General features: G+C 37.0%; 25 protein-coding genes and 2 tRNA genes. 17 read left to right on the forward strand and 10 right to left on the reverse strand.

All coding sequences use genetic code 11. From position 1 onward, the window contains the following. Window positions 1-7: 7 nt before the first annotated feature. The 8 genes from DQN24_RS03620 to iscX are packed head-to-tail and all read left to right on the forward strand — an operon-like array spanning window position 8 to window position 5,769. Window positions 8-1,222, forward strand: coding sequence for an IscS subfamily cysteine desulfurase (locus DQN24_RS03620; RefSeq protein ID WP_021035653.1), 1,215 nt, complete (start codon window positions 8-10; stop codon window positions 1,220-1,222). Window positions 1,223-1,281: 59 nt separating this feature from the next. Then, entirely contained in the window at window positions 1,282-1,665 is a 384-nt protein-coding gene (gene iscU, locus DQN24_RS03625; RefSeq protein ID WP_013527472.1) for a Fe-S cluster assembly scaffold IscU, read from the forward strand. Between the two features lie 54 nt (window positions 1,666-1,719). Next, entirely contained in the window at window positions 1,720-2,043 is a 324-nt protein-coding gene (gene iscA, locus DQN24_RS03630) for an iron-sulfur cluster assembly protein IscA (RefSeq protein ID WP_005649164.1), read from the forward strand. A 12-nt stretch (window positions 2,044-2,055) separates the two neighbouring features. After that, on the forward strand, window positions 2,056-2,580 hold the full coding sequence (hscB, locus tag DQN24_RS03635) for a Fe-S protein assembly co-chaperone HscB (protein ID WP_021035651.1): 525 nt from the start codon (window positions 2,056-2,058) through the stop codon (window positions 2,578-2,580). Between the two features lie 50 nt (window positions 2,581-2,630). After that, window positions 2,631-3,317, forward strand: a complete 687-nt coding sequence (locus tag DQN24_RS03640; protein ID WP_021035650.1) for a DUF2625 domain-containing protein — start codon at window positions 2,631-2,633, stop codon at window positions 3,315-3,317. Between the two features lie 17 nt (window positions 3,318-3,334). After that, window positions 3,335-5,194 (forward strand): Fe-S protein assembly chaperone HscA, encoded by a 1,860-nt coding sequence (hscA, locus tag DQN24_RS03645; RefSeq protein ID WP_021035649.1) that lies wholly within the window; start codon window positions 3,335-3,337, stop codon window positions 5,192-5,194. A gap of 39 nt (window positions 5,195-5,233) precedes the next feature. Continuing rightward, on the forward strand, window positions 5,234-5,575 hold the full coding sequence (fdx, locus tag DQN24_RS03650) for an ISC system 2Fe-2S type ferredoxin (protein WP_005656373.1): 342 nt from the start codon (window positions 5,234-5,236) through the stop codon (window positions 5,573-5,575). Then, window positions 5,575-5,769, forward strand: a complete 195-nt coding sequence (gene iscX / locus DQN24_RS03655; protein ID WP_005659903.1) for a Fe-S cluster assembly protein IscX — start codon at window positions 5,575-5,577, stop codon at window positions 5,767-5,769. The genes fdx and iscX overlap by 1 nt, the downstream gene beginning before the upstream one ends. Window positions 5,770-5,819: 50 nt before the next feature. On the opposite strand, the gene DQN24_RS03660 is transcribed toward iscX, so the two are convergent. From DQN24_RS03660 to DQN24_RS03685, 6 genes are all read right to left on the reverse strand, one after another. Beyond that, window positions 5,820-6,434 carry a YfgM family protein gene (locus tag DQN24_RS03660; RefSeq protein WP_005691752.1) on the reverse strand — a complete coding sequence of 205 codons (615 nt, stop codon included), beginning with the start codon at window positions 6,432-6,434 and terminating at the stop codon, window positions 5,820-5,822. 17 nt (window positions 6,435-6,451) lie between these two features. Next, entirely contained in the window at window positions 6,452-7,723 is a 1,272-nt protein-coding gene (gene hisS, locus DQN24_RS03665) for a histidine--tRNA ligase (protein WP_021035648.1), read from the reverse strand. 9 nt (window positions 7,724-7,732) lie between these two features. Next, entirely contained in the window at window positions 7,733-8,839 is a 1,107-nt protein-coding gene (ispG, locus tag DQN24_RS03670; RefSeq protein ID WP_021035647.1) for a flavodoxin-dependent (E)-4-hydroxy-3-methylbut-2-enyl-diphosphate synthase, read from the reverse strand. Window positions 8,840-8,847: 8 nt separating this feature from the next. Then, window positions 8,848-9,759: a RodZ domain-containing protein gene (locus DQN24_RS03675; RefSeq protein WP_042599460.1), complete on the reverse strand. Its 912-nt coding sequence runs from the start codon at window positions 9,757-9,759 to the stop codon at window positions 8,848-8,850. Window positions 9,760-9,830: 71 nt separating this feature from the next. Continuing rightward, a complete protein-coding gene (gene pilW / locus DQN24_RS03680; RefSeq protein WP_005649140.1) occupies window positions 9,831-10,370 on the reverse strand; it encodes a type IV pilus biogenesis/stability protein PilW in 540 nt (179 codons plus the stop codon). A gap of 99 nt (window positions 10,371-10,469) precedes the next feature. After that, entirely contained in the window at window positions 10,470-11,621 is a 1,152-nt protein-coding gene (locus tag DQN24_RS03685) for a bifunctional tRNA (adenosine(37)-C2)-methyltransferase TrmG/ribosomal RNA large subunit methyltransferase RlmN (RefSeq protein ID WP_042599461.1), read from the reverse strand. 246 nt (window positions 11,622-11,867) lie between these two features. On the opposite strand from DQN24_RS03685, the gene DQN24_RS03690 reads away from it, so the two are divergent. From DQN24_RS03690 to DQN24_RS03710, 5 genes are all read left to right on the forward strand, one after another. Then, window positions 11,868-12,746: a D-alanyl-D-alanine carboxypeptidase family protein gene (locus tag DQN24_RS03690; RefSeq protein WP_005669102.1), complete on the forward strand. Its 879-nt coding sequence runs from the start codon at window positions 11,868-11,870 to the stop codon at window positions 12,744-12,746. Window positions 12,747-13,107: 361 nt separating this feature from the next. Continuing rightward, a complete protein-coding gene (locus DQN24_RS03695) occupies window positions 13,108-13,989 on the forward strand; it encodes a metal ABC transporter substrate-binding protein (RefSeq protein ID WP_005669100.1) in 882 nt (293 codons plus the stop codon). Next, a complete protein-coding gene (locus tag DQN24_RS03700; protein ID WP_005669098.1) occupies window positions 13,989-14,909 on the forward strand; it encodes an ATP-binding cassette domain-containing protein in 921 nt (306 codons plus the stop codon). The genes DQN24_RS03695 and DQN24_RS03700 overlap by 1 nt, the downstream gene beginning before the upstream one ends. Before the next feature lie 3 nt (window positions 14,910-14,912). Continuing rightward, a complete protein-coding gene (locus DQN24_RS03705; protein WP_021035645.1) occupies window positions 14,913-15,761 on the forward strand; it encodes a metal ABC transporter permease in 849 nt (282 codons plus the stop codon). Next, the gene (locus tag DQN24_RS03710) at window positions 15,754-16,569 is read left to right on the forward strand and encodes a metal ABC transporter permease (protein ID WP_111695409.1); all 816 of its coding nucleotides are present in this window, start codon (window positions 15,754-15,756) and stop codon (window positions 16,567-16,569) included. Before DQN24_RS03705 ends, DQN24_RS03710 begins: the two co-directional genes overlap by 8 nt. Before the next feature lie 336 nt (window positions 16,570-16,905). Here the strand turns inward: DQN24_RS03710 and DQN24_RS03715 are convergent, their stop codons facing one another. Continuing rightward, the gene (locus DQN24_RS03715) at window positions 16,906-18,027 is read right to left on the reverse strand and encodes a porin (protein ID WP_111695410.1); all 1,122 of its coding nucleotides are present in this window, start codon (window positions 18,025-18,027) and stop codon (window positions 16,906-16,908) included. Between the two features lie 256 nt (window positions 18,028-18,283). Beyond that, the gene (gene rnhA / locus DQN24_RS03720; protein ID WP_021035642.1) at window positions 18,284-18,748 is read right to left on the reverse strand and encodes a ribonuclease HI; all 465 of its coding nucleotides are present in this window, start codon (window positions 18,746-18,748) and stop codon (window positions 18,284-18,286) included. Window positions 18,749-18,808: 60 nt separating this feature from the next. Here rnhA and dnaQ point away from each other — a divergent pair, with 60 nt between their 5' ends. From dnaQ to der, 4 genes are all read left to right on the forward strand, one after another. Continuing rightward, window positions 18,809-19,579 (forward strand): DNA polymerase III subunit epsilon, encoded by a 771-nt coding sequence (gene dnaQ / locus DQN24_RS03725; RefSeq protein ID WP_050949021.1) that lies wholly within the window; start codon window positions 18,809-18,811, stop codon window positions 19,577-19,579. 87 nt (window positions 19,580-19,666) lie between these two features. Then, window positions 19,667-19,743 (forward strand) — tRNA-Asp (locus DQN24_RS03730). 23 nt (window positions 19,744-19,766) lie between these two features. After that, window positions 19,767-19,843: transfer RNA gene (locus tag DQN24_RS03735), tRNA-Asp, on the forward strand. A gap of 418 nt (window positions 19,844-20,261) precedes the next feature. Further along, complete coding sequence (gene der, locus DQN24_RS03740) at window positions 20,262-21,776, forward strand: ribosome biogenesis GTPase Der (RefSeq protein WP_111695411.1); 1,515 nt, start codon at window positions 20,262-20,264, stop codon at window positions 21,774-21,776. 79 nt (window positions 21,777-21,855) lie between these two features. Here the strand turns inward: der and DQN24_RS03745 are convergent, their stop codons facing one another. Both DQN24_RS03745 and DQN24_RS03750 read right to left on the reverse strand, forming a co-directional pair. Beyond that, window positions 21,856-23,046, reverse strand: coding sequence for a sugar transporter (locus DQN24_RS03745; protein WP_111695412.1), 1,191 nt, complete (start codon window positions 23,044-23,046; stop codon window positions 21,856-21,858). Continuing rightward, window positions 23,046-24,221, reverse strand: a complete 1,176-nt coding sequence (locus tag DQN24_RS03750) for an AsmA-like C-terminal region-containing protein (RefSeq protein ID WP_111695413.1) — start codon at window positions 24,219-24,221, stop codon at window positions 23,046-23,048. The genes DQN24_RS03745 and DQN24_RS03750 overlap by 1 nt, the downstream gene beginning before the upstream one ends. Between the last annotated feature and the right edge of the window lie 3 nt (window positions 24,222-24,224).

The following is a 24,224-nucleotide window of genomic DNA, read 5'->3' on the forward strand; positions in this document are numbered from 1 at the left end:
AGTGAAAATGAAATTACCTATTTATTTAGACTACGCAGCGACCTGTCCAGTCGATGAACGTGTTGCGAAAAAAATGATGGCGTTTCTAACCATCGATGGCACATTTGGCAATCCAGCCTCTCGCTCACATAAATTTGGTTGGCAAGCAGAAGAAGCTGTTGATATTGCACGTAATCAAATCGCTGATCTCATTGGCGCAGATTCTCGTGAAATTGTCTTTACTTCTGGCGCAACAGAATCTGACAACCTCGCAATTAAAGGTGCGGCACATTTCTATCAAACTAAAGGTAAACACATTATTACCTGTAAAACTGAACATAAAGCAGTGTTAGATACTTGCCGTCAATTAGAAAGAGAAGGTTTTGAAGTAACTTATTTGTCTCCAGAAGCTGATGGTTTAATTGATTTAGAAAAATTCAAAGCTGCGCTTCGTCCAGATACAATTCTAGCTTCAATTATGCACGCTAATAATGAAATTGGTGTGTTACAAGATATTAAAGCTATTGGTGAGCTTTGTCGTGCAAATAAAACAATTTTCCATGTGGATGCAACGCAAAGTGTTGGTAAAGTTGAAATTAATTTGGAAGAATTAGCTGTTGATTTAATGTCGATGTCTAGCCATAAACTTTACGGGCCAAAAGGTATTGGTGCATTGTATGTTCGTCGTAAACCTCGTGTACGTTTAGAGGCGATTATTCATGGTGGTGGTCACGAACGTGGTATGCGTTCAGGTACATTACCTGTTCATCAAATCGTAGGAATGGGAGAGGCATATCGAATTGCAAAAGAAGAAATGGCATCAGAAATGCCGCGCTTAAAAGCACTTCGTGATCGTTTATATAATGGCTTAAAAGATATTGAAGAAACTTATGTAAATGGTTCAATGGAACATCGTTTAGATAGCAATTTAAATATTAGCTTTAACTATGTTGAGGGCGAATCCTTAATGATGGCGTTGCGCGATATTGCAGTATCTTCTGGTTCTGCTTGTACATCTGCTAGTTTAGAGCCATCTTATGTATTGCGCGCACTTGGCTTAAATGATGAATTGGCGCACAGTTCAATTCGTTTCACATTAGGTCGTTATACTACTGAAGAAGAAATTGATTACACAATTAATTTAATGAAAGGTGCGGTAGAAAAACTTCGTGCATTATCGCCATTATGGGATATGTTTAAAGAAGGTATTGATTTAAATACCATTGAGTGGTCTGCTCACTAATATTTAGTTGCCATTATCTGACAATGGCATTTGCTAGAATTGAAAAAAGGAAAGTTAAAATGGCTTATAGCGAAAAAGTAATTGATCATTATGAAAATCCACGTAATGTGGGATCATTAGACAAAAAAGATAGCAATGTTGGTACTGGAATGGTCGGTGCGCCAGCTTGTGGTGATGTTATGCAACTACAAATCAAAGTAGATGATAATGGCATTATTGAAGATGCAAAATTCAAAACTTATGGTTGTGGTTCTGCGATTGCATCTAGTTCATTAATTACTGAGTGGGTAAAAGGCAAATCTTTAGAAGAAGCAGGGGCTATTAAAAATAGCCAAATTGCTGAAGAATTAGAATTACCGCCAGTGAAAGTGCATTGCTCTATTTTAGCAGAAGATGCAATTAAAGCAGCAATTGCTGATTATAAAGCAAAACAAGGCGAATAATGTGAAAAAGTGCGGTCAATTTTGACCGCACTTTTAGCGGTGTTTGGGGGATAGATGGGTATTACATTAACAGAAAAAGCAGCTCAGCGAGTGAAAGCCTTTTTGGATAATCGTGGTAAAGGTATTGGATTACGTTTAGGTGTGAAAACATCAGGTTGTTCTGGCTTAGCTTATGTACTTGAGTTTGTAGATGTTTTAAATTCAGAAGATCAAGTTTTTGAGCAGCACGGTGTTAATATTATTGTCGATCCAAAAAGTCTCGTTTATCTCAATGGCATTGAACTGGATTATGTAAAAGAAGGCCTAAATGAAGGCTTTAAATATAATAATCCAAATGTAAAAGAATCTTGTGGTTGTGGCGAAAGTTTCCACGTTTAAGGTAATAATCTGATGTTAAATCCTTTTCAAATTTTTGATTTACCCGTTGATTTTCAGCTGGATGAAAAAGCACTAAATGCACATTATTTAAAATTACAAAAGGCTCTACATCCAGATAATTTTGTCTCAAGTAGTGCGTTAGAACAACGCGTTGCGATGCAAAAATCAACCGAAGTGAATGATGCCTTAAAAACGTTAAAAGACCCAATTTTGCGAGCTGAAGCGATCATTGCTCTTAATACTGGTGAGCAGTTAGATCTTGAACAAAAAAGCACGCAAGATGTGGCGTTTTTAATGCAACAGTTACAGTGGCGAGAACAATTAGAAGAAGTTGAAAGCCAGCAAGATGAAAGAGCATTAAATGCTTTTGCGAAAGAAATTAAACAAGAAACTCAATTATTATTGACCGCACTTTTTGAGAGTTTGAAATCTCAAGAATGGGCGAGAGCATCTCAATACTGTGATAAATTACGTTTTACCCGTAAACTTTCTGAAGAAATTGAGCGTGTGGAAGAACGAATTTTTGAATTAGATTAAATGTAGGGGCAAATGTAATTTGCCCCTACGAGATGTGAATAAATAACACTATGCAAACTCTTGAACAGCTCACTAGTCCAGAACATTCTGCTTGGATAATCATTTCCCAATGGATTGATAACGCTCGCAATCATTGTGAAGTAATTAAAAAAGATCAATCCAGTGCGGAGCGTGAGCTTTTTACTATGCAAATGCCAACATCCTCGCCAATGGGCGCAGTAATCTATGAAACAGGTGGAATTTTAATTCATTATGGTTGGTTACGTATTTTAGGTTCTGGAAGTTTTAAATTACCGCGTGGCTTGATGGATTGGAATTTCAGTAAATCTTTTAGTGAGTCAGGCGAAAAACCAAAATATTTATTAGTTGCAGATGATGTGATTGGTGGTTATTTTGCGTTAAATGGTGGTTCGTTAGGCGATAATATTGGCAAAATTTATTACTATTCGTCAAAAGATCTTACTTGGCATAATTTAAATTTTACTTACACAGAATTTTTAGCTTGGGCATTGAATGGCGATTTAGAGGCCTTTTATCAAGGACTATTTTGGCAAAATTGGCAAGATGATGTAAAACAATTAGATGGTAATCAAATTTTTGTATTCACGCCTGATTTAAACCAAGACAGAAAAATAGCAATTGATGAACGCCAAAAACAGGAAGTCAATATTGAAACCCATTACCAAGCAAGCTTTGCAGAAAAAAATAAATTTGATTTGGCGTATTCCGCCGCATAACTAGTAGAAAAAAGTATATGGCATTATTACAAATTGCAGAACCCGGACAAACAGCGGCTCCACACCAACATCGTTTGGCGGTAGGAATTGATTTGGGAACAACTAATTCTTTAGTAGCATCTGTGCGTAGTGGAAAATCCGTGATTCTTAATGATGAACAAGATCGTAGTCTTGTACCATCAGTTGTTCATTATGGCGTTGCAGAAAAGAAAGTTGGTTTGGAAGCTTTTGAACAAGCATCACTTGATCCCCAAAATACAGTGATTTCAGTCAAACGCTTAATTGGTCGAAGTCTTGCAGATGTGCAATCTCGTTATCCTAGTTTGCCTTATGAATTTGTAGCAAGTGAAAATGGATTACCTTTAATTGTTACAGCACAAGGGCAGAAAAGTCCAATTGAAGTGTCTTCAGATATTTTGTCGCGTTTAAATCATATTGCCGAACAACGCCTTGGCGGAGAACTTTCTGGTGTTGTGATTACAGTTCCTGCTTATTTTGATGATGCTCAACGTCAAAGCACTAAAGATGCTGCGCGTTTAGTAGGGCTAAATGTATTACGTTTATTGAATGAACCTACTGCAGCTGCACTCGCTTATGGATTAGATAGTGGGCAGGAAGGCATTATTGCGGTTTATGATTTAGGCGGTGGCACATTTGATATTTCAATTTTACGCTTATCAAAAGGTATCTTTGAAGTTTTAGCAACGGGGGGAGACACTGCATTAGGTGGAGATGATTTTGATCATTTAATTGCAGATTGGGTAATAGAACAAACTAAGCTAAAACCACAAACAGCAAATCAACAGCGTGAGTTAATAACCCTTGCTAACCAAGCTAAAATTACTTTGACTAATGAAAAAAGTGCGGTTATTTCTTGGCAAGATTTTTCAGTAGAAATTTCGCGGGAACAATTCAATGAATTAATTTATCCGCTTGTAAAACGTTCATTGCTAACTTGTCGTCGGGCATTGAAAGATGCCAATGTGGAATCCGAAGAAGTGCAAGCGGTGGTAATGGTTGGCGGTTCAACTCGTGTGCCTTATGTAAGAGAACAAGTTGGCGAGTTTTTTGGTAAAACACCATTAACCTCAATCGATCCTGATAAAGTTGTGGCACTTGGTGCTGCAATTCAAGCAGATATTTTAGTCGGGAATAAAACTGATTCTGATATGTTATTGCTTGATGTTGTACCACTTTCTTTAGGCATTGAGACGATGGGCGGATTAGTGGAAAAAATTATTCCACGTAATACAACAATTCCTGTAGCTCGTGCGCAAGAGTTTACTACTTTCAAAGATGGACAAACGGCAATGACTGTTCATGTGCTACAAGGCGAACGAGAGCTAGTGGATGATTGTCGTTCTTTAGGACGCTTTACTCTACGAGGTATTCCGCCAATGGCAGCGGGTGCAGCCCATATTAGAGTGACTTATCAAGTGGATGCAGATGGTTTATTAAGCGTTACAGCGATGGAAAAATCGACAAAAGTACAGTCTTCAATACAAATTAAACCATCTTATGGCTTAACTGATGAAGAAGTAACCGCAATGATTAAATCCTCTTTTGATAATGCGCAAGAAGATTTGCAAGCACGTGAATTAGCCGAGCAGCGTGTGGAAGCAGATCGTGTTATTGAAAGCGTAATTGTTGCGTTACAAGCAGATGGGGCTGAATTGCTTAGCACAGATGAATTTCATCATATTGAAACTGTGTTAAAACAATTAATGGATGTAAAACAAGGTTCAGATCGCGATGCAATTGCACAAGGAATTAAAGCCTTGGATACTGCTACCCAAGAATTTGCAGCACGTCGAATGAATGCATCGATTAATAAAGCTTTGACAGGCAAAAATTTGTCAGATATTGAAAAACCGTAAAACTGCGGTCAGATATTAAATAATTTTGAGGAAAGTATTATGCCAAAAGTGATTTTTTTACCTAATGAAGATTTTTGTCCTGAAGGTATGGTCGTTGATGCTGCAACAGGAGATAACTTATTAGAAGTTGCTCACAATGCGGGAGTAGAAATTCATCATGCTTGTGATGGTTCTTGTGCTTGTACAACTTGCCACGTGATTGTTCGTGAAGGGTTTGATTCTTTAAATGAAACGAGTGATCAAGAAGAAGATATGCTAGATAAGGCTTGGGGATTAGAAATGGATAGCCGTTTATCTTGTCAATGTGTCGTGGGAAATGAAGATCTTGTGGTAGAAATTCCAAAATATAACCTTAATCACGCAAATGAGGCTGCTCACTAATGAAATGGACAGACGCCCAATTAATTGCAGAAGAACTTTACGATCGTAATCCAGATTTAGATCCAAAAACCGTTCGTTTTACTGATTTACATAAATGGATTTGTGAACTTGAAGATTTTGACGATGATCCGAATAAATCAAATGAATCAATTCTTGAGGCTATTTTATTAAAATGGTTAGATGAATTTGAATAATCAGAAATTTGATTGAAAAAATACCCGCACTTTGATGCGGGTATTATTTTTTAAAGGTTGTTTAATTTCATTTTTGCCATTTGTTGTTCTAATTGGCTACCACTTTGTTGTGCTTGCTCAAAGCTGTTTTTCGCCGCAACTTTATCTCCTTTTGCAATTTGGATATCGCCAGTTAAAATCGCTTTGCGAGCATTAAAACTTTCGCCTTTCACTTGGTTTAATGTGCTTAAAGCATTATCTAATTGACCCAATTGAAATTGCACCGCACTTAGACGTAATGCAACAATAGATGTTAATACTTCATCTTGAGATTGGGTTAATGCTTGGTTTAAATTTGCTTCTGCTGCTGAAAAATCTTGTTTTTCAGTGGCTTTTTTCGCTTCATCTAACAAAGCAAAGACAGCGTATGCCGTTTTGCTGTTAGCTTGCACAAATTGTTCTATATTTGCTTTTTTAGCCTGTTCGTCTTGTTGCACAGAATTAATTAAAGCATCATATTGTGCGGAGGCTTGAGCGATTTGTTCTGCTTGGTGGGCTTGCCAATAACGCCATCCAAACATACCGCCCACACCTAAGATAAAGGCGACAATAATTGTTTTGCCATTCTCTTTCCACCACTCTTTCAACTGGTTAATCTCTTGTTCTTCTTCAATGGAATAAGCCATATTTTTCCCCTTTTAAATTAAAATTGAGTTTGAATATAGTCGATTATATTCACTAAATCTAAGGTTTGCTGATCTGCACCACCTTGTAAGTGTTTAACAACGACTTGTTTATTTTGGACTTCGCTTTCGCCGATAACTAATGCTAATGTTGCACCAGATTTATCTGCACGTTTAAATTGTTTTTTAAAATTGCCACCAGAGCAGTGCAACATAGTATTTAAGTGCGGTAATTCTGAGCGTACTTTTTCCGCTAATTCAAAAGCGGCTAATGTTGTGCCTTCGCCTTGATAAACAACATAAATATCCACCGCACTTTTAACAGGAACATTTGGATTAACTTCTTGTACCAACAAGACTAAACGCTCTAATCCCATCGCAAATCCGATGCTTGGCGTTGCGTGTCCGCCAAGTTGTTCCACTAAACCGTCATAACGACCGCCGCCACACACGGTACCTTGTGCACCAAGAGCAGAGGTTACCCACTCAAATACAGTTTTGTTGTAATAATCTAAACCACGCACGAGTTTAGGATTAATTTCATATTGAATATCAACAGCATCTAATAATGAACATAATTGTTCAAAATGCTCACGGCTTTCATCATCTAGATAATCAAGTAATTTTGGCGCGTTATCCAATACTTTTTGTAATTCTGGATTTTTGGTATCCAAAATACGCAATGGATTTTTTACCAAGCGATCTTTTTCTTCATCGCTCATTAAATCTTGATGGTTTTCTAAGAATCCAACCAACGCAGAACGATAATTTGCTCGTGCTTCTAAAGAACCAATAGAGTTAAGTTGAAGTGTAACATATTGATCGATACCTAATGCTTTCCATAAACGATAGGTAAGCATGATTAATTCTGCATCGATTTCTGGATTTGCAATACCGAATACCTCAACACCTGCTTGATGGAATTGACGGTAACGCCCTTTTTGTGGACGTTCATGACGGAACATTGGCCCGATATACCATAAGCGTTGTTCATTATTATAGATCCAACCGTGTTCAATGGCTGCTCGCACACAACCTGCTGTGCCTTCAGGGCGTAAGGTTAATTGTTCATTGTTATCCCAAAATGTGTACATTTCTTTTGAGACAACATCAGTTACTTCGCCGATTGCGCGCGCAAATAATGGCGTGCTTTCTACAATTGGCATACGCACTTCCGAATAGCCATAACTATTTAATACATTGCGTACTTGTGCTTCAATCCATTGCCATAATGGAGATTCTGTTGGGGCGCAATCGTTCATACCACGAATTGCTTGAATTGTTTTTGCCACGAGCTTTCCTTAAATAATTCTGTTTTTTGGATCTTGTCGTGCGATTTTCGCACGAATTTTTGCTTCTAATTGGTTCACTATATCTTCGTTATCAAAACGCTCTTTTTGACGTTCGCCGTCAAGATAATAACCGCTTTTTTTGTTACCACCCGTTACGCCGAGATCGGAGACGAGTGCCTCGCCAGGACCATTCACTACACAGCCGATAATCGATACATCCATTGGTGTAATAATATCTTCAAGGCGTTGTTCTAGTGCATTTACTGTGCCGATCACATCAAATTCTTGGCGAGAACAAGTTGGGCAAGCAATAAAATTAATGCCACGAGAGCGAATTCTTAAAGATTTCAAAATATCAAAACCGACTTTGATTTCCTCTATAGGATCTGCCGCCAAAGAAACGCGCAGCGTATCGCCAATGCCCTCAGCTAATAACATTCCTAAACCCACCGCAGATTTTACTGCACCAGCGCGTGCGCCACCTGCTTCTGTAATGCCTAAATGTAAAGGTTGTTTAATTGCTTTAGCCAGTAAACGATAAGATTCGACCGCTAAGAATACATCGGAGGCTTTTACGCTCACTTTAAATTGGTTGAAATTTAGGCGATCTAAAATTTCTACATGACGTAATGCGGACTCTAATAATGCTTCTGGTGTTGGTTCGCCGTATTTTTCTTGCAGATCTTTTTCCAAAGAGCCAGCGTTTACGCCAATACGAATCGGAATATTTTTGTCACGAGCACAATCAACAACGGCACGGATGCGATCTTCACGACCAATATTGCCAGGATTAATACGTAAACAATCCACGCCATATTCTGCGACTTTTAACGCAATACGATAGTCGAAATGAATATCTGCTACGAGCGGGACATTCACTTGTTGTTTAATTTGTTTAAATGCTTCTGCAGCATCCATTGTTGGAACAGATACACGAACAATATCTGCACCAACACGTTCTAATGATTTAATTTGAGCAACTGTCGCTTCCACATCAGTAGTGCGAGTATTTGTCATTGATTGCACGGCAATCGGTGCATCCCCACCAATTGGTACATTTCCCACATAAATTTTTGTCGATTCACGACGCTTAATAGTTGGCTGAAAAGCTGACATTATTTTTCCTAAGGTTGTGAAAGTTTGAATTTTGCTACGCGACCATCCACTTTAAGAGGATAATTCTCGCCTTTGTAAGTGATGCGCACATTGCTTGGTGCGCCTACAATTAATGAAAATTCATTGCCATTAAAGGTTAATATTTCGCCTTGTTTATATTCTTTTTGTGCTAATACGTGACGGGCGTTATCTTTTACACTAATCCAACTGCTATTTGTCAAAATTTCAATCATTAAATCGCCTTTTGCTATAGGTAACGTTGGAGAAATACTTGGATTTTCGACCGCACTTTGAATGTCTGAAACTGATTTTTCATCGTTTTTGAGTAGTGAAACGCTATTTTCTTGTGCTATTTCTGGTAACACATTATTTGTTATTTCTACTGGTTGTGAGACTGGTGCTGCTGTTTCTGGTGCAGATTTATTACTTTCTTCTGTTGTCACAAGAGCGGTGGCAGGCTGATTGTTTTCGGTAGAGGCAACATAGCTTTGCACTAAATCATCGCGTTCTTGAGTATTTTGTTGATAACTTTGCCACCACCAAAGCCCAGTCATACCAATTACAATCACGAATACTATTGCGGTTAAACGCCCGATCCAACGATTGTGAGAAGAATATTGATTAACGGCACGGGTTGAACGTGCATTTTTCCCTAAATCATTTTTTTCGGTTTCAGCAAAAACAATATTTTCCCACACAGAATCTGGCAAACGTAAGAATTTTGCATAGCTGCGAACATAACCTTTGACAAATATAGAAGGCGTTGATTTTTGAATAAATTCATTATTTTCAAGTTGCTCTAATATAGAAGGGCGTAGCGTGATTTCTTTAGCGACATCTTCAAGAGAAAGATTTAAGGCTTCGCGTGTTTGACGAAAAATCTCACCAGGAGAAAGCACTTGCTCAGTAGTTGGATTCATAAATTTAATCAAATAATTAGGCGGTAAATAAGGGCTAAATTTTAAAGTCCAATACTTGATTTGGCAATGCTTTATTTTAGGCTATTGAATTTTTCCGCACGTTTTCCATCGATTTGACGTAATTTTTCTAATGTTTGCTGATAAATATCCATTTTTTTCGCGGAATAAGCACAAAGCGCGATATTTTCAAATGTATCTGCTTGATGATAATAATTCGGCGAATTAAGGGCTAATTCAAATTGTTGCTGGGCTTGCTCAAATTTCTTTTGACTACATAGAAACGTACCAAAATTATTATGTACATCGCCTTGTTTATGATTAAGTTTTACGGCTATTTCATACTCACGAAAGGCATTTTCTATTTGCCCTTGTTGTTGATAATAATGTGCAAGTGCTGAATGTACGAGATAGTAATTTTTATCGTGTTGAAGTGCTTTGTCTAAATTGATTTTAGCCAGTTGAGGATTATTTTGCTGAAGATAGCTCAAAGCGAGTTCCACTCGCGCTTTGGCGGCAGCTTGATGATCTAAGCTAGACGCAGATTGTGAAACGCAGGCAGAAAAAATGAAAGGGAAAATAACCGCACTTAGTTGTTTACTTATTGTTTGCATTTTTCTCCTTTTAACAGGGGCAGTCGAAATATTTAATATGCTTTAATTTGTATGAAAACATAGGGCATGTGAACTTGATTAATTCACATGCCTAGAATATTAATTAACTTCTGTTACCCCAATATTTTGTCCAAATTGGCGTTTCATTGCCGTACGTTTAGTACGATCGATCACATCTCCAGCTAGCTGTCCGCAAGCCGCATCAATATCATCGCCACGGGTTTTACGGATAATCACGGTAAAGCCATATTCCATTAATGTTTTTTGGAAGCGGTCGATACGCGTATTCGAGCTTTTTGCATAAGGTGCCTCTGGGAACGGATTCCACGGAATTAAATTAATTTTACAAGGTGTATTTTTTAATACTTCTGCAAGTTGATGAGCGTGTTCAATGCCATCATTTACATGATCGAGCATCACATACTCAATCGTCACTTTGCCGTGGTTTGCATTTGATACATTTAAATAACGATTTACTGAGTCAATCAAGGTTTTGATATTATATTTTTTGTTGATTGGCACAATTTCATCACGTAATTCATCATTTGGTGCATGTAATGAAATTGCCAGTGCCACATCGATCATTTTGCTCAAATTATCTAGTGCTGGCACAACCCCAGAAGTTGATAAAGTGACACGACGTTTTGATAAACCGTAAGCAAAGTCATCTAACATAATTTCCATTGCAGGAACAACGTTTGCGACATTTAATAAGGGTTCGCCCATTCCCATCATTACCACATTTGTAATGGGTCTAACGCCAGTTACGCCAAAGTTACCAATAATTTTAGAGGCTCGCCATACTTGACCGATAATTTCTGAAACCGTTAAATTGCGATTAAATCCTTGTTGTGCTGTTGAACAAAATGTACAAGCTAAGGCACAGCCAACTTGGGAAGATACACAAAGCGTCGCGCGATCTGCTTCGGGAATATACACAGTTTCAACTTGCTGCTCGCCCACTTGCATTGCCCATTTTATCGTGCCATCGGCTGAACGCTGTTCAACGGCAACTTCTGGGGCTTTAATTTCTGCAACCGCCTTAAGTTTTTCACGTAATTTTTTATTAATGTTTGTCATATTGTCGAAGTTATCTTCGCCAAAATGATAAATCCATTTAACTAACTGATCTGCTCGAAATGGTTTTTCGCCGAGTTCTTTAAAAAATTCGCGCATTTGTTGGCGCGTTAAATCCATTAGATTAATTTTTTTAGCGGGTGCATCTGATTGCACTGACAATAATTCTGACATTTTAGCCTCGTTATTACACATTGTGGCGATAGCATTGTGCAGGTGTTTTTATCAAAAACTCACAACGAAAAATTCGCAATTAAAAAATGAACGGCGATTGTACAGATTTGTCGCCGCATAATCTAGCGGAATTGAAAAACGATGGAAAATCTTACCGCACTTTTTTGCGATCTAGATCGCAAATATTTTCAATTACAGCGGAAAAAGTGCGGTAAAATATCAGCCTATTTTTTAAGGTGACCAATAATGTTTAAAAAAGCTTTATTTATTTTATCTTTGTGTCCTTCTTTTGCGCTGGCACAGTCTTATGTTGTGTATGATTTTACCCATAATCGAGTGTTGGAAAGCCATGCGCCTGATAGTATTCAGCCTATTGCCTCTGTAACAAAATTAATGACGGCTAATGTATTTTTAGAGAATAATAAAAATCCTAATTGTCGAATCGCAATCACAAAAGAGGATACGGATCGAATTAAAGGTACAGGAACAAAATTACCTAAAAATATTCCTATCTCTTGTAACGAATTATTGAAAGCAATGCTTGTCCATTCTGATAACTATGCTGCCCACGCGCTTTCTCGTGCAGCGGGAATAAGTCGTCGCCAATTTATTAATAAAATGAACGAAAAAGCCCATCAACTTGGCATGTATTCTACTCGTTTTCACGATAGTTCAGGGTTATCTAGCTATAATATTTCCAGCCCGATGGATTTGGTTAAACTCGCTAAATATTCATTAAATAAATCGGACATTAAACGTTTATCTAATCTTAATGCAACTTATATCCAAGCAGGGAAACACAAACTTTATATTAAAAATACTAATAAGTTAGTGCGTGATGAAATCTTTGATGCGGCAGTGAATAAAACGGGCTACATTCAAGAGTCTGGTTATAATCTCGTTTTCATTAATAAACACCTATGCAAAAATGCAACTATTGGCGTAATTAGTTTAAATAACACTTCCTCTGCGTATCGTTCTAGCTTTACTAAAAGCAAATTAGAAAAATTCGGCTGCACAGCATTAAATGGAAGAACAATTCGTGATGTAGCTGGAGAAGCTCAATATGAAGATGGCTATGATGAAGTGGGATTTAATACGCTAATTCAGCAATTATCAAAATAATGTTCATAAACATAAAAAACGCGAGATAACAGTTTGTTTTATCTCGCGTTTTTCATATTTTATTCTCAAAAGGTAAATCTATAATAATTTCAATATTCTAGACTTAATTTGATAAAAAGTCATTCTAATGACAGAAAATACCTTTATTGCTTGTATGATTAAGAAAATTTTTTGTTTTATGCTTTTTTCATAAAAGCAATACATTTTGTATGAAATAATTATAAATAAATTTATCATTTTGATAATCATTTCCATTCCAAAACAACATAAAAAGTAGTACTATTATTTCCGATGAATAATTGTTGTGCTGTTGAACAATTATTCAGGCATTCAATCTATCTTTTTTAAATAAGGACATCTTATGCGAAATTCATTCAAAATTATGACCGCACTTGCACTTGGTTTATTTGCAATGCAAGCTAACGCAAAATTTAAAGTCGTCACCACTTTTACCGTGATTCAAGATATTGCGCAAAATGTGGCAGGCAATGCAGCAACAGTGGAATCTATTACCAAACCAGGTGCTGAAATTCACGAATATGAACCAACGCCAAAAGACATTGTAAAAGCACAATCTGCCGATTTAATTTTATGGAACGGCTTAAATTTGGAACGTTGGTTTGAGCGTTTCTTCCAAAATGTTAAAGATAAACCTGCTGTGGTAGTAACAGAAGGTATTCAACCATTATCTATTTATGAAGGCCCGTATAAAGATGCGCCTAATCCACACGCTTGGATGTCGCCATCTAATGCTTTAATTTATATTGAAAATATTAAGAATGCGTTAGTGAAATACGATCCACAAAATGCAGCTGTGTATGAAAAAAATGCCGCTGACTATGCTCAAAAAATTAAACAACTTGATGAACCGCTTCGTGCAAAATTAGCACAAATTCCTGAAGAGCAACGCTGGCTTGTAACAAGTGAGGGTGCTTTCAGTTATTTGGCGAAAGATTACAATTTAAAAGAAGGTTATTTATGGCCAATCAATGCTGAACAACAAGGCACACCACAACAAGTGCGTAAAGTGATTGATTTAGTTCGTAAAAACAATATTCCTGTTGTGTTTAGTGAAAGTACAATTTCAGCCAAACCTGCACAACAAGTAGCCAAAGAAAGTGGCGCAAAATACGGCGGTGTGTTGTATGTTGATTCACTTTCTGCGAAAAACGGCCCTGTGCCAACTTATATTGATTTGCTTAACGTTACTGTATCAACCATTGTTAAAGGATTCGGAAAATAATGGACTCTTTCTCGACATCAATTTGGGTTAATGATGTAACTGTTCGTTACAACAATGGTCATACTGCAATTCACAATATGACGTTCTCACTCAATAGTGGAACTATTTGTGCATTAGTGGGTGTGAATGGCAGTGGCAAGTCCACATTATTTAAAAGCATAATGGGGCTTGTGAAGCCACAACAAGGTGAAATTAAACTTTGTGATTTGCCAATTTCCCAAGCACTGAAACGTAATTTGGTTGCTTATGTACCACAATCAGAAGAAGTGGACTGGCAATTTCCAGTGTCAGTGTATGATGTCGTGATGATGGGGCGTTATGGGTATATGAATTTTCTTCGTATCCCCAAAGCGATTGATAAACAAAAAGTTCAAGAGGCGATGCAGCGAGTAAATATTGAGCATCTTGCGCATCGTCAAATTGGCGAGTTATCTGGCGGGCAGAAAAAACGCGTGTTTTTAGCCCGCGCTTTAGCACAACAAAGTCCAATTATTTTATTGGATGAACCTTTCACTGGCGTTGATGTGAAAACTGAAAATGCCATAGTTGATCTTCTTCAACAGCTTCGAGAAGAAGGTCATCTGATTCTTGTCTCAACTCATAACTTAGGTTCTGTTCCTGATTTTTGTGATCAAGTGGTAATGATTAATCGCACGGTCATCGCCGCAGGAAAAACAGAAGATACCTTTAACCAACATAATTTGGAAATTGTATTTGGTGGGGTGTTACGTCATATTAAATTATTGGGCGAAAATTTACATAATGATGAAGATAAACGTTCTGTTACCGTCTTAACAGATGATGAAAAAGCCGTTGTATTCTATGGCGAAACTAAGCAAGATCCACCTGCGCCAACAACACAGGATTGCCATTTTGAAGATTGCCCTTATAAAAGTGCGGTTAAAAATAAGAGGGATTAGGTAATGTTAGATTTATTGCTCGAACCTTTTTCCTATGATTATATGCTCAAGGCGATGATTTTGAGTACCGCAGTGGGTGGCATTTGTGCTTTTTTGTCTTCATATTTAATGCTTAAAGGCTGGTCTTTGATTGGCGATGCGCTTTCTCATTCCGTTGTGCCTGGTGTTGCAATTGCCTATGCTTTTGCGTTGCCTTATGCACTTGGTGCATTTTTTGCAGGTATTTTTGCCGCACTTTCTATTCTTTGGATTAAATCCATTTCTAAACTGAAAGAAGATGCCATTATCGGGTTTATTTTCAGTACTTTCTTTGCATTAGGTCTATTGCTCATTTCTTTAAATCCAACCGCAGTAAATGTGCACAATATCATTTTAGGTAATATTTTAGGCATTGCTGATGAAGATATTTACCAAGTCGCAATTATTATCGGTGTTTGTTTAGTATTGCTTTTATTGTTCTGGAAAGACTTATTACTGATCTTTTTTGATGAAACACAGGCAAGAACAGTAGGGCTTTCGCCATTATTTTATAAGGTTTTATTTTTTACTTTATTAAGTGCTTGTGTGGTAGCTGCATTGCAAACTGTGGGTGCTATTTTAGTGATTGCGATGGTTATTACCCCTGGCGCAACGGCATATTTACTCACTGATAAATTCAAAACTTTGTCAATCATCGCTATTATTTTAGGCGCAGTGACAAATTTTGTTGGGGTCTATATTAGCTATTATTTAGACGGTGCCACTGGCGGTGTGATTGTGACATTGCAAACATTATTGTTTTTAGTCGCTTTCTTATTTTCACCAAAATATGGCTTACTCACACGTAATAAAAAGGCGGTAGAAAATGTTTGATTGGCTTTTAGAACCGCTACAATTTGAGTTTATGCAAAATGCCTTATTGACCGCATTGATTGTTTCGATTATCTGTGCATTACTTTCTTGCTATTTAGTCTTGAAAGGTTGGTCATTAATGGGCGATGCAATTTCTCACGCTGTATTACCTGGTATTGTACTCGCTTATTTGGCAGGAATTCCTTTAGCCATTGGTGCATTTTTCTCAGGCATTTTTTGCTCCCTTGGTGTGGGATATTTAAAAGAAAATAGTCGCATAAAAGAAGATACTGCAATGGGCATTGTATTTTCTGGAATGTTTGCCATTGGTCTTGTTATGTTCACCAAAATTCAAACAGAACAGCATTTAACCCATATTTTGTTTGGTAATGTGTTGGGTGTAAGTCATCAAGAGGTTATTCAAAGTGCGGTCATTTCTGCGATAATTTTTTGTCTGATTGTTTTCAAACGTAAAGACTTTCTGCTTTATTGTTTTGACCCAAGCCACGCCCGTGTTGCAGGGCTTTCTCCAAAAGTTTTACATTATGGTTTATTAATTCTACTTGCTTTAACCATTGTAAGCACGATGCAAGTGGTAGGTGTTATTTTGGTGGTGGCAATGTTAATTGCGCCAGGAATTACCGCACTTACGCTTACTAAATCTTTTGATAAAATGCTATGGATTGCTATTGTCAGCTCCATCACATCAAGTCTAATTGGCGTAATATTGAGCTATCATTTTGATGCCTCAACTGGTGCTTGTATCATTCTTCTGCAAGCCGCATTTTTTGTTATAGCGTTAGCTTATAGCAAGATTAGAACAATATGATTTCCTATCTTTTGAAAACGGTGCAAGCTTAATGTTTGTGCCGTTTTTATTCGATGAAATATTCTTTCAACTTCCACAAGGTATTTATTTTATATAAGCCATTCTTTATCTTATTTGATATTCCTAATATTAAATCCTTATAGTAAACCCTCACAAAAATTTTGCTTAAAAGAGAAACATCAAAATTAATAACGATAAACTCAACGCAGTGTACTTTTTAATATCTACTGTTTTAACTATTTTAAAAAAGACTTTAGATTGTTTTATTCGATTTTAGAACAAACAAAAAAGCGAATCTTTCGATTCGCTTTTTTAAGTATGCCTTCTAACAAATAATTAGAAGTAAACGCGTAAACCTACACCAACTGATTTTTCTTTTTCAGTTCTTACTTGACTCTTATTAGCATCCTTTGTAGTTGTTCTAGTTCTAGAGTAAGCACCTTCAATATAGGTTAATACTTGTTTGTGAAGTTTATGATCTATACCGAATAACACTGCGTGTTCACGTTCTTTCTCACCTTGATCTACTTTATGTTCATATTTGAAGTTACCATAGAAATTAGTATCTTCCATTAATTCATATTGGAAACCTGGAGATACGAAATAGCTTTTTTCGTGTTTAGCTTTATACTTTTTAGTTTTTGCATAGCCGCTATCTAGAGAGACTAATAAGCCTAAATCACTAAAACGGTAACCTAAACTAGCTAAAGCACCATTTACTTCTTGTTTTTTACCTTGGTAGTCGTAAGTTGTTGTTGTTGTTGTTGTTGTTGTCTTATCAGTGTCTTTATAATTTGTAAGACCGTAAGCAATAGCTACAATAATGTTGTTAGCATCATATTTTGCACCAACTTGAATTCCGTTACTGACTTCACCTACAGTTACTTCACCAGAGTTCAACCCAATACGAGGAGCCGTCTGTACATCACGTTCTTGTGCTAATAAATAATTAGCGCCTAATACTAAACCATCAATACCATTAAAAGTATAGCCAACGGTGTTACCATTAGTAGGGATATATTTTTTAGAGTTGAGAAGACCATATTCTTTATCTTCTGCGGTTGTAATTTCATCAGCAATAGTTTTTGCGCGACCAAGTTTTACTTCACCGAATGTGTTATTTCCTAAAGTAACATAAGCATATTTGGTTGCAATATCAGCGAAGTGATCTGACTTCTTTTTAGTGTAATCTGAAACAAAACGAGTTTCTAAATAACCTTGTGCATAGAAGCCGTCACCAAGGTTATGCGTTGCTTTAATATGGAAACGTGAACCCTGATTACGTAATGTACCGTGTTGCTGTTTTTGATCATCTTCAGTGCTAGTGCTTTGTTCCGCAATAACGCTTAAACGACCGCCTAATTCTACTTTAGTCCCTTCGTTGTTATAAACAACAACTGCGTTTGCTGCTGAAGCTGCGAATGCACCAACGATTAATGCTGCAAGTGTTTTTTTCATAATTTGTATTCCTTATGCTTGTTTACTATCTATGATTGAACTTTTCTCCAATAGAATTGTCCAATCGCCAAAATAGACGAGCTGCATCTTTGCAAAAAAAATTTTTGATGTCAATACTCCAAAATTTTAATTTTCTTGAAATCTGATCGAGATCACACTTTTCAAATGAATTTGATTGTTTTTTATTCTGTTTTAGGTTTAAGTATTACCTATAAATATTTTAGGTATCGAAAAATATGACGTTATATCAGTTGTATTATTCTTCTATGTACCCCATATCTTCCTCCGTGGGATTTTCTGCCCCTTTTTTTGCTAATTCATCGCAAATTTCATTTTCTCTATGCCCTGCGTGTCCTTTCACCCATTGCCAATTAATTTTATGACGTTGGATGGATTCATCTAAGGCTTTCCACAAATCTTGGTTTTTTACAGGCTTTCCAGAACTTGCTTTCCAATTATTTTTTTTCCAATTAAAGATCCATTTTGTGATGCCATTTTTCATATATTGGCTATCACTATAAAGCGTGATCAAGCAAGGTTCTTTTAATGCATTTAATGCTTCAATGACAGCGCGTAATTCCATTCGATTATTGGTGGTTTTGAAATAACCTTTGGAGAGCATTTTTTCATGTTGTTTATAGCGTAATACGGCGCCAATTCCCCCCGCCCCTGGATTACCTAAGCAAGAGCCATCAGTAAAAATTTCAATCTGTTTTTGCATAACAAAAAGGTTGTTGTGTAGAATGACAAGTATTTTAATGGAAAGAGATAGGTTGAACAAATGATTAATCCCAATCGCCAAATTGTATTAGATACTGAAACTACAGGTATGAATCAGCTTGGCGCGCATTATGAAGGACACTGCATTATTGAAATTGGTGCAGTTGAATTAATAAATCGTCGTTACACAGGTAATAATTTCCATATTTACATTAAGCCAGATCGCTCTGTTGATCCTGATGCGATTAAAGTTCATGGCATAACCGATGAAATGTTAGCGGATAAACCTGAATTCAAAGAAATTGCCCAAGATTTTTTGGATTATATTAATGGTGCGGAATTGCTTATTCATAATGCGCCCTTTGATGTTGGATTTATGGATTATGAATTTCGTAAACTTGACCTCAATGTGAAAACTGACGATATTTGTTTGGTGACAGATACGCTACAAATGGCGCGTCAAATGTATCCTGGAAAACGTAATAATTTGGACGCACTTTGTGATCGTTTAGGTATTGATAATAGCAAACGTACTTTGCACGGTGCGTTACTGGATGCCGAGATCTTGGCGGATGTTTATTTGATGATGACGGGGGGGCAAACAAATTTATTCGATGAAGAAGAATCGATTGAGTCTGAAGTTATCCATGTTGTGCAAGAAACAGTGGCAGAAGAAATAAAAAGTGCGGTAGATTTTGCACACAATTTAAAATTACTTCAACCTACTGATGATGAGCTACAAGCGCATTTAGAATTATTAAAGATGATTAATAAAAAAAGTGGAAATAATTGTCTTTGGGATAAACGATTTGGCAATGACAATGTTCATTAATCGTTTGGAATTTAAGCAGGTAAGTAAAATTTAATAAAAAAAGATTGACGAGATTTGTGTTCATCATTAAGATACGCACCACTTAGCGGAGTGGTAGTTCAGCTGGTTAGAATACCTGCCTGTCACGCAGGGGGTCGCGGGTTCGAGTCCCGTCCATTCCGCCAATTTAAAATTAATATCTTATCTCGGAGTGGTAGTTCAGCTGGTTAGAATACCTGCCTGTCACGCAGGGGGTCGCGGGTTCGAGTCCCGTCCATTCCGCCAATTAAGATAAATAAAGATAGCACCTAATGGTGCTTTTTTGTATCTGAAATTTGCTTCATCCTTGACAAAAATAAAGTAAACTTTTAAGATTTGAAGAACTAGGGAGCTGCATACTCCCTAGTATGTTGTCTTATTAGTAAGCGTGCTGGCTCACTAATAATAAAACGACAACAAGGATAATGAGTTTAATCATTTTCTTATCCTCTTCAAACGTTGCGAAAAAGCGCAACACTCGCTTTCAAGTTGTATTCTTGAAAGCGAGATTATTATAACGTTAAGTTATAGATAAATAAACAGTGTTTAGAAAGCCATAGGATTGTATCCTGTGGCTTTTTCTTTTCTTTATGAAATCATTTTTTACCAATCCTTTAACTTCCGATATAATAGCCGCCATTTTTGACAAAATAAGAGATTTTTTATGGCAACTCCAGTCGTCGCCCTTGTTGGTCGCCCGAATGTGGGAAAATCCACATTATTTAATCGCCTTACTCGTACACGAGATGCGTTAGTCGCTGATTTTCCAGGTTTAACTCGTGATAGAAAATATGGTCACGCACATATTGCTGGCTATGATTTTATTGTTATTGATACTGGCGGTATTGATGGAACGGAAGAGGGCGTAGAAGAAAAAATGGCGGAGCAATCTTTGCTTGCTATTGATGAAGCGGATATTGTTCTTTTCCTTGTGGATGCTCGTGCAGGTTTAACGGCAGCTGATATGGGTATTGCTAATTATTTACGCCAACGTCAAAACAAAATTACTGTGGTGGTGGCAAATAAAACTGATGGTATCGATGCGGATTCTCATTGTGCTGAATTTTATCAGTTAGGTTTAGGGGAAATTGAGCAAATCGCAGCTTCACAAGGCCGTGGTGTCACTCAATTAATGGAACAAGTGCTTGCGCCTTTTGCGGAACAAATGGAAAACGTTGATGAAAATGACCGCACTTCTGAGGAAGAACAAGACGAATGGGAACAAGAATTCGATTTTGATTCAGAAGAAGATACGGCATTAATTGATGATGTGTTAGACGAAGAACTTGAAGAAGAACAAGATAAAAATATCAAAATTGCCATTGTTGGTCGTCCAAATGTGGGTAAATCTACTTTAACCAATCGTATTTTAGGTGAAGATCGTGTGGTGGTTTTTGATATGCCAGGTACGACACGCGATAGTATTTATATTCCAATGGAGCGTGATGGGCAGCAATATACCTTGATTGATACGGCGGGTGTGCGTAAACGCGGTAAGGTGCATTTGGCAGTGGAAAAATTCTCCGTGATTAAAACCTTGCAAGCGATTCAAGATGCTAATGTTGTGTTATTGACTATTGACGCGAGAGAGAACATTTCTGATCAGGATTTATCTTTGCTCGGCTTTATTTTAAATGCAGGTCGTTCTTTAGTGATCGTCGTGAATAAATGGGATGGTTTGGATCAAGATGTGAAAGATCGTGTGAAATCTGAGCTTGATCGTCGTTTAGATTTTATTGATTTTGCTCGCGTGCATTTTATTTCCGCCTTGCACGGCAGTGGTGTAGGTAATCTTTTTGATTCGATTAAAGAAGCCTATGCTTGTGCAACTCAAAAAATGACGACCTCGCTTTTAACTCGTATTTTACAAATGGCAACGGACGAGCACCAACCCCCGATGATTGGCGGTCGTCGAATTAAATTAAAATATGCCCATCCAGGTGGTTATAATCCGCCGATTATAGTGGTTCACGGTAACCAAATGGATAAATTACCAGATTCTTATAAACGTTATTTATCTAATTATTATCGTAAGAGTTTGAAAATTATTGGTTCACCGATTCGTCTTCTTTTCCAAGAAGGCTCAAACCCATTTGCAGGACGCAAAAATAAACTCACTCCGAACCAATTGCGTAAACGTAAACGTTTGATGAAGTTTATTAAGAAAGCGAAACGTTAAATTCGAGATAGATAAAACTTAGACAGATTTAACCGCACTTTTAAAACTCTTTTTGGAGAACTAAAGTGCGGTTATTTTTTTATTTGTTTTGCAGAAGAAAGGTATGGCGATATTTTAAGTGCGTTGTAATAAAAATGATGAAACCGATTAAACCTAATGCTGCGCCCGTATAACCGATTTCGTTTAATCCTAAATAGGTTGTCGCAAGATTTCCAAATAATGCGCCTGCACCAATTCCTGCATTGAAAATTCCCGAGTAAATAGCCGTAGCAATATCGGTTGCATCTGGTGCAAGTTTTAGTACGCGCATTTGTAGGGATAGTCCGATACAAGAAATGCCAATCCCCCAAATAAACACAAGACAGAACATTGCTATCATTGTTTCGGTTGAAAATAACAGGAGTAATAGAGAGAACACTAATAAACCCATTGAAAAAACAATAAATTTTGTCGGCGCAAATCGGTAGAATCTGTTAAATAATAGACTTGCGGCAATACCTGAGAAACCAAAAACTAATAAAACCACAGTGGCAAAATTTGGATCTAAATGCCCTACATCAATCATGAATGGTTCGATATAAGTATAAGCGGTAAAGTGTGCTGAAATGACGATTGCCGTTGTTACATAAAGCCAAAGTAATAATGGGCGTTTTGCAAGCAAGGGTAAACTTGCAATAGAGCCAGCATTTTTACTGGGTAAATTTGGCAATAATCGAATAATTAAAAACATGATGGATAATGCCAGTGCGGCAATGATTCCAAAAGTGACCCGCCAACCGACGAGTTGCCCGACAATGCGTCCAATAGGTAAGCCTAAGATGGTGGCAAGTGCGGTGCCAATAGCGAGCATTCCTAATGCTTGAGTTTTCTTGTGTTTAGGTGCGATGCGCATCACAAGTGAAGCGGTAATTGACCAAAACACTGAATGGGCTAATGCAATACACATTCGAGCGAGAAGTAATATCCAGAAATTCCAAGCAATGACCGATAAAATATGCCCAACGATAAATATAATGAAAAGTTTGATTAGCAGGCTTTTACGTTCCATATTGCCGGTGGCAAGCATGGCTGGTAAAGACATAATTAGCACCGTCCACGCATAAACTGTCATCATTAAACCAGTATTGGCGGTTTGCATATTAAAACTTTGTGCAATATCGCTTAACATTGCAACGGGTACAAATTCTGTAGTATTAAAAATAAATCCTGCGCAAGCCATAATAAACACGCGCCACGATTGAATTTTTTCAGCTTTTAAATATAACGACATTAACGTAACTTTTCTTTAATCGCATCAATTAATTGATGGCGGAATTTTTTCGTAAAATTAATTTTATATTGTGGAGAATTGCAGTTACCAAAAAAATTGATTGGCAGGGTTAAATTTTGATAGCGTTGATCCGTAGAATTTAAATTAATATCCACATTGCATTCCATTCGATTTAAATCAATGATTCCTTTCCCTTGCCCCAAAAGTGCGGGTGTTTTTAATTCAATTTTTTCAGCAATAAGTTGATTTTGTTGGAGAAATAATTGTAAGTGAAATTGTTCAAAGCGAGTGTTTAACTCTTTGTTTTTTAACAAATCATTGTTGTAATTAATCGGGAAATATTGCGCTACCATATCCAATAGATTTACACCAAGAATTTCGCCATTTTGCGCTAAAAAATTTAATTTGCCTTGAATAAGCGAGGAAGATGAAAAGCTGAAATCAAGATCAAAATCAGCGTGTCCACTTAACACTTCTGGCAAATTTAATAGTGCGAACAAGCGTTTAACGGGGAAAGTTTTGCCTGAAAAATTGACCGCACTTTGGTTGCCAATTTGTTGATATTTCAATACAGCTAAACAATCGTTATCGCATTGTGGTTTTATATAGGTCACTATTTGTTGGTGGGCTGTGTGGGTTTCAATATAACCGATAGGCTGATTATTTAGGTTTGCATCTACAAATTGAAGTAGGGCTGATTCTGATGTTGAGAAGTCTAAATTTGCTTTATGGAAAGAAAAATGGAAAGTTTTTGTTTTTCCATAAATAGGTTTATTAAATTCAATGCGAATATGGTTTTCGCCATTCAATATTACTTTTTTTGATAAAAGCTGTTTTAACGAAAAAGGCGAAACCTCTATGGATACATTGGCAGGATTTTGTGTGTTTTGAGTTAATTTGAGCTGTTGAATATTCAGTGAATGAAGTGCGGTATTACCATACAAAAGAGGCAAAAAATTAAATTTAGCTTCAATTTTTTGAGCTGAAAATTGCGTAGTTTTTATATTTTCAAGGGAAAGTGCGGGAGAAAATAATGATAAATTGACGGATTGAACGGCAATGTTTTGTTGTGCCAGTTGTTCACTAATGGAACTTTGCACTCGATAAAGTTGAATATATAAAAAAGAAAAGATCGCCAAAGCGACGATCCCTACGACAAGCACGAACTTTTTCATTGA

The sequence above is a fragment of the Haemophilus influenzae genome (assembly GCF_900475755.1).
Taxonomy (GTDB): domain Bacteria; phylum Pseudomonadota; class Gammaproteobacteria; order Enterobacterales; family Pasteurellaceae; genus Haemophilus; species Haemophilus influenzae_D.

Bases quoted from the DNA above. Each gene is read 5' to 3' on its own strand.
- DQN24_RS03660 (WP_005691752.1), bottom strand. From the start codon at position 6,434: ATGGCTTATTCCATTGAAGAAGAACAAGAGATTAACCAGTTGAAAGAG.
- dnaQ (WP_050949021.1), top strand. From the start codon at position 18,809: ATGATTAATCCCAATCGCCAAATTGTATTAGATACTGAAACTACAGGT.
- DQN24_RS03710 (WP_111695409.1), top strand. From the start codon at position 15,754: ATGTTTGATTGGCTTTTAGAACCGCTACAATTTGAGTTTATGCAAAAT.
- hscA (WP_021035649.1), top strand. From the start codon at position 3,335: ATGGCATTATTACAAATTGCAGAACCCGGACAAACAGCGGCTCCACAC.
- pilW (WP_005649140.1), bottom strand. From the start codon at position 10,370: ATGCAAACAATAAGTAAACAACTAAGTGCGGTTATTTTCCCTTTCATT.
- DQN24_RS03715 (WP_111695410.1), bottom strand. From the start codon at position 18,027: ATGAAAAAAACACTTGCAGCATTAATCGTTGGTGCATTCGCAGCTTCA.
- hscB (WP_021035651.1), top strand. From the start codon at position 2,056: ATGTTAAATCCTTTTCAAATTTTTGATTTACCCGTTGATTTTCAGCTG.
- DQN24_RS03750 (WP_111695413.1), bottom strand. From the start codon at position 24,221: ATGAAAAAGTTCGTGCTTGTCGTAGGGATCGTCGCTTTGGCGATCTTT.
- DQN24_RS03690 (WP_005669102.1), top strand. From the start codon at position 11,868: ATGTTTAAAAAAGCTTTATTTATTTTATCTTTGTGTCCTTCTTTTGCG.
- DQN24_RS03695 (WP_005669100.1), top strand. From the start codon at position 13,108: ATGCGAAATTCATTCAAAATTATGACCGCACTTGCACTTGGTTTATTT.
- iscU (WP_013527472.1), top strand. From the start codon at position 1,282: ATGGCTTATAGCGAAAAAGTAATTGATCATTATGAAAATCCACGTAAT.
- fdx (WP_005656373.1), top strand. From the start codon at position 5,234: ATGCCAAAAGTGATTTTTTTACCTAATGAAGATTTTTGTCCTGAAGGT.
- iscA (WP_005649164.1), top strand. From the start codon at position 1,720: ATGGGTATTACATTAACAGAAAAAGCAGCTCAGCGAGTGAAAGCCTTT.
- der (WP_111695411.1), top strand. From the start codon at position 20,262: ATGGCAACTCCAGTCGTCGCCCTTGTTGGTCGCCCGAATGTGGGAAAA.
- ispG (WP_021035647.1), bottom strand. From the start codon at position 8,839: ATGTCAGCTTTTCAGCCAACTATTAAGCGTCGTGAATCGACAAAAATT.
- DQN24_RS03620 (WP_021035653.1), top strand. From the start codon at position 8: ATGAAATTACCTATTTATTTAGACTACGCAGCGACCTGTCCAGTCGAT.
- rnhA (WP_021035642.1), bottom strand. From the start codon at position 18,748: ATGCAAAAACAGATTGAAATTTTTACTGATGGCTCTTGCTTAGGTAAT.
- DQN24_RS03705 (WP_021035645.1), top strand. From the start codon at position 14,913: ATGTTAGATTTATTGCTCGAACCTTTTTCCTATGATTATATGCTCAAG.
- DQN24_RS03685 (WP_042599461.1), bottom strand. From the start codon at position 11,621: ATGTCAGAATTATTGTCAGTGCAATCAGATGCACCCGCTAAAAAAATT.
- DQN24_RS03745 (WP_111695412.1), bottom strand. From the start codon at position 23,046: ATGTCGTTATATTTAAAAGCTGAAAAAATTCAATCGTGGCGCGTGTTT.
- DQN24_RS03675 (WP_042599460.1), bottom strand. From the start codon at position 9,759: ATGAATCCAACTACTGAGCAAGTGCTTTCTCCTGGTGAGATTTTTCGT.
- DQN24_RS03640 (WP_021035650.1), top strand. From the start codon at position 2,631: ATGCAAACTCTTGAACAGCTCACTAGTCCAGAACATTCTGCTTGGATA.
- DQN24_RS03700 (WP_005669098.1), top strand. From the start codon at position 13,989: ATGGACTCTTTCTCGACATCAATTTGGGTTAATGATGTAACTGTTCGT.
- iscX (WP_005659903.1), top strand. From the start codon at position 5,575: ATGAAATGGACAGACGCCCAATTAATTGCAGAAGAACTTTACGATCGT.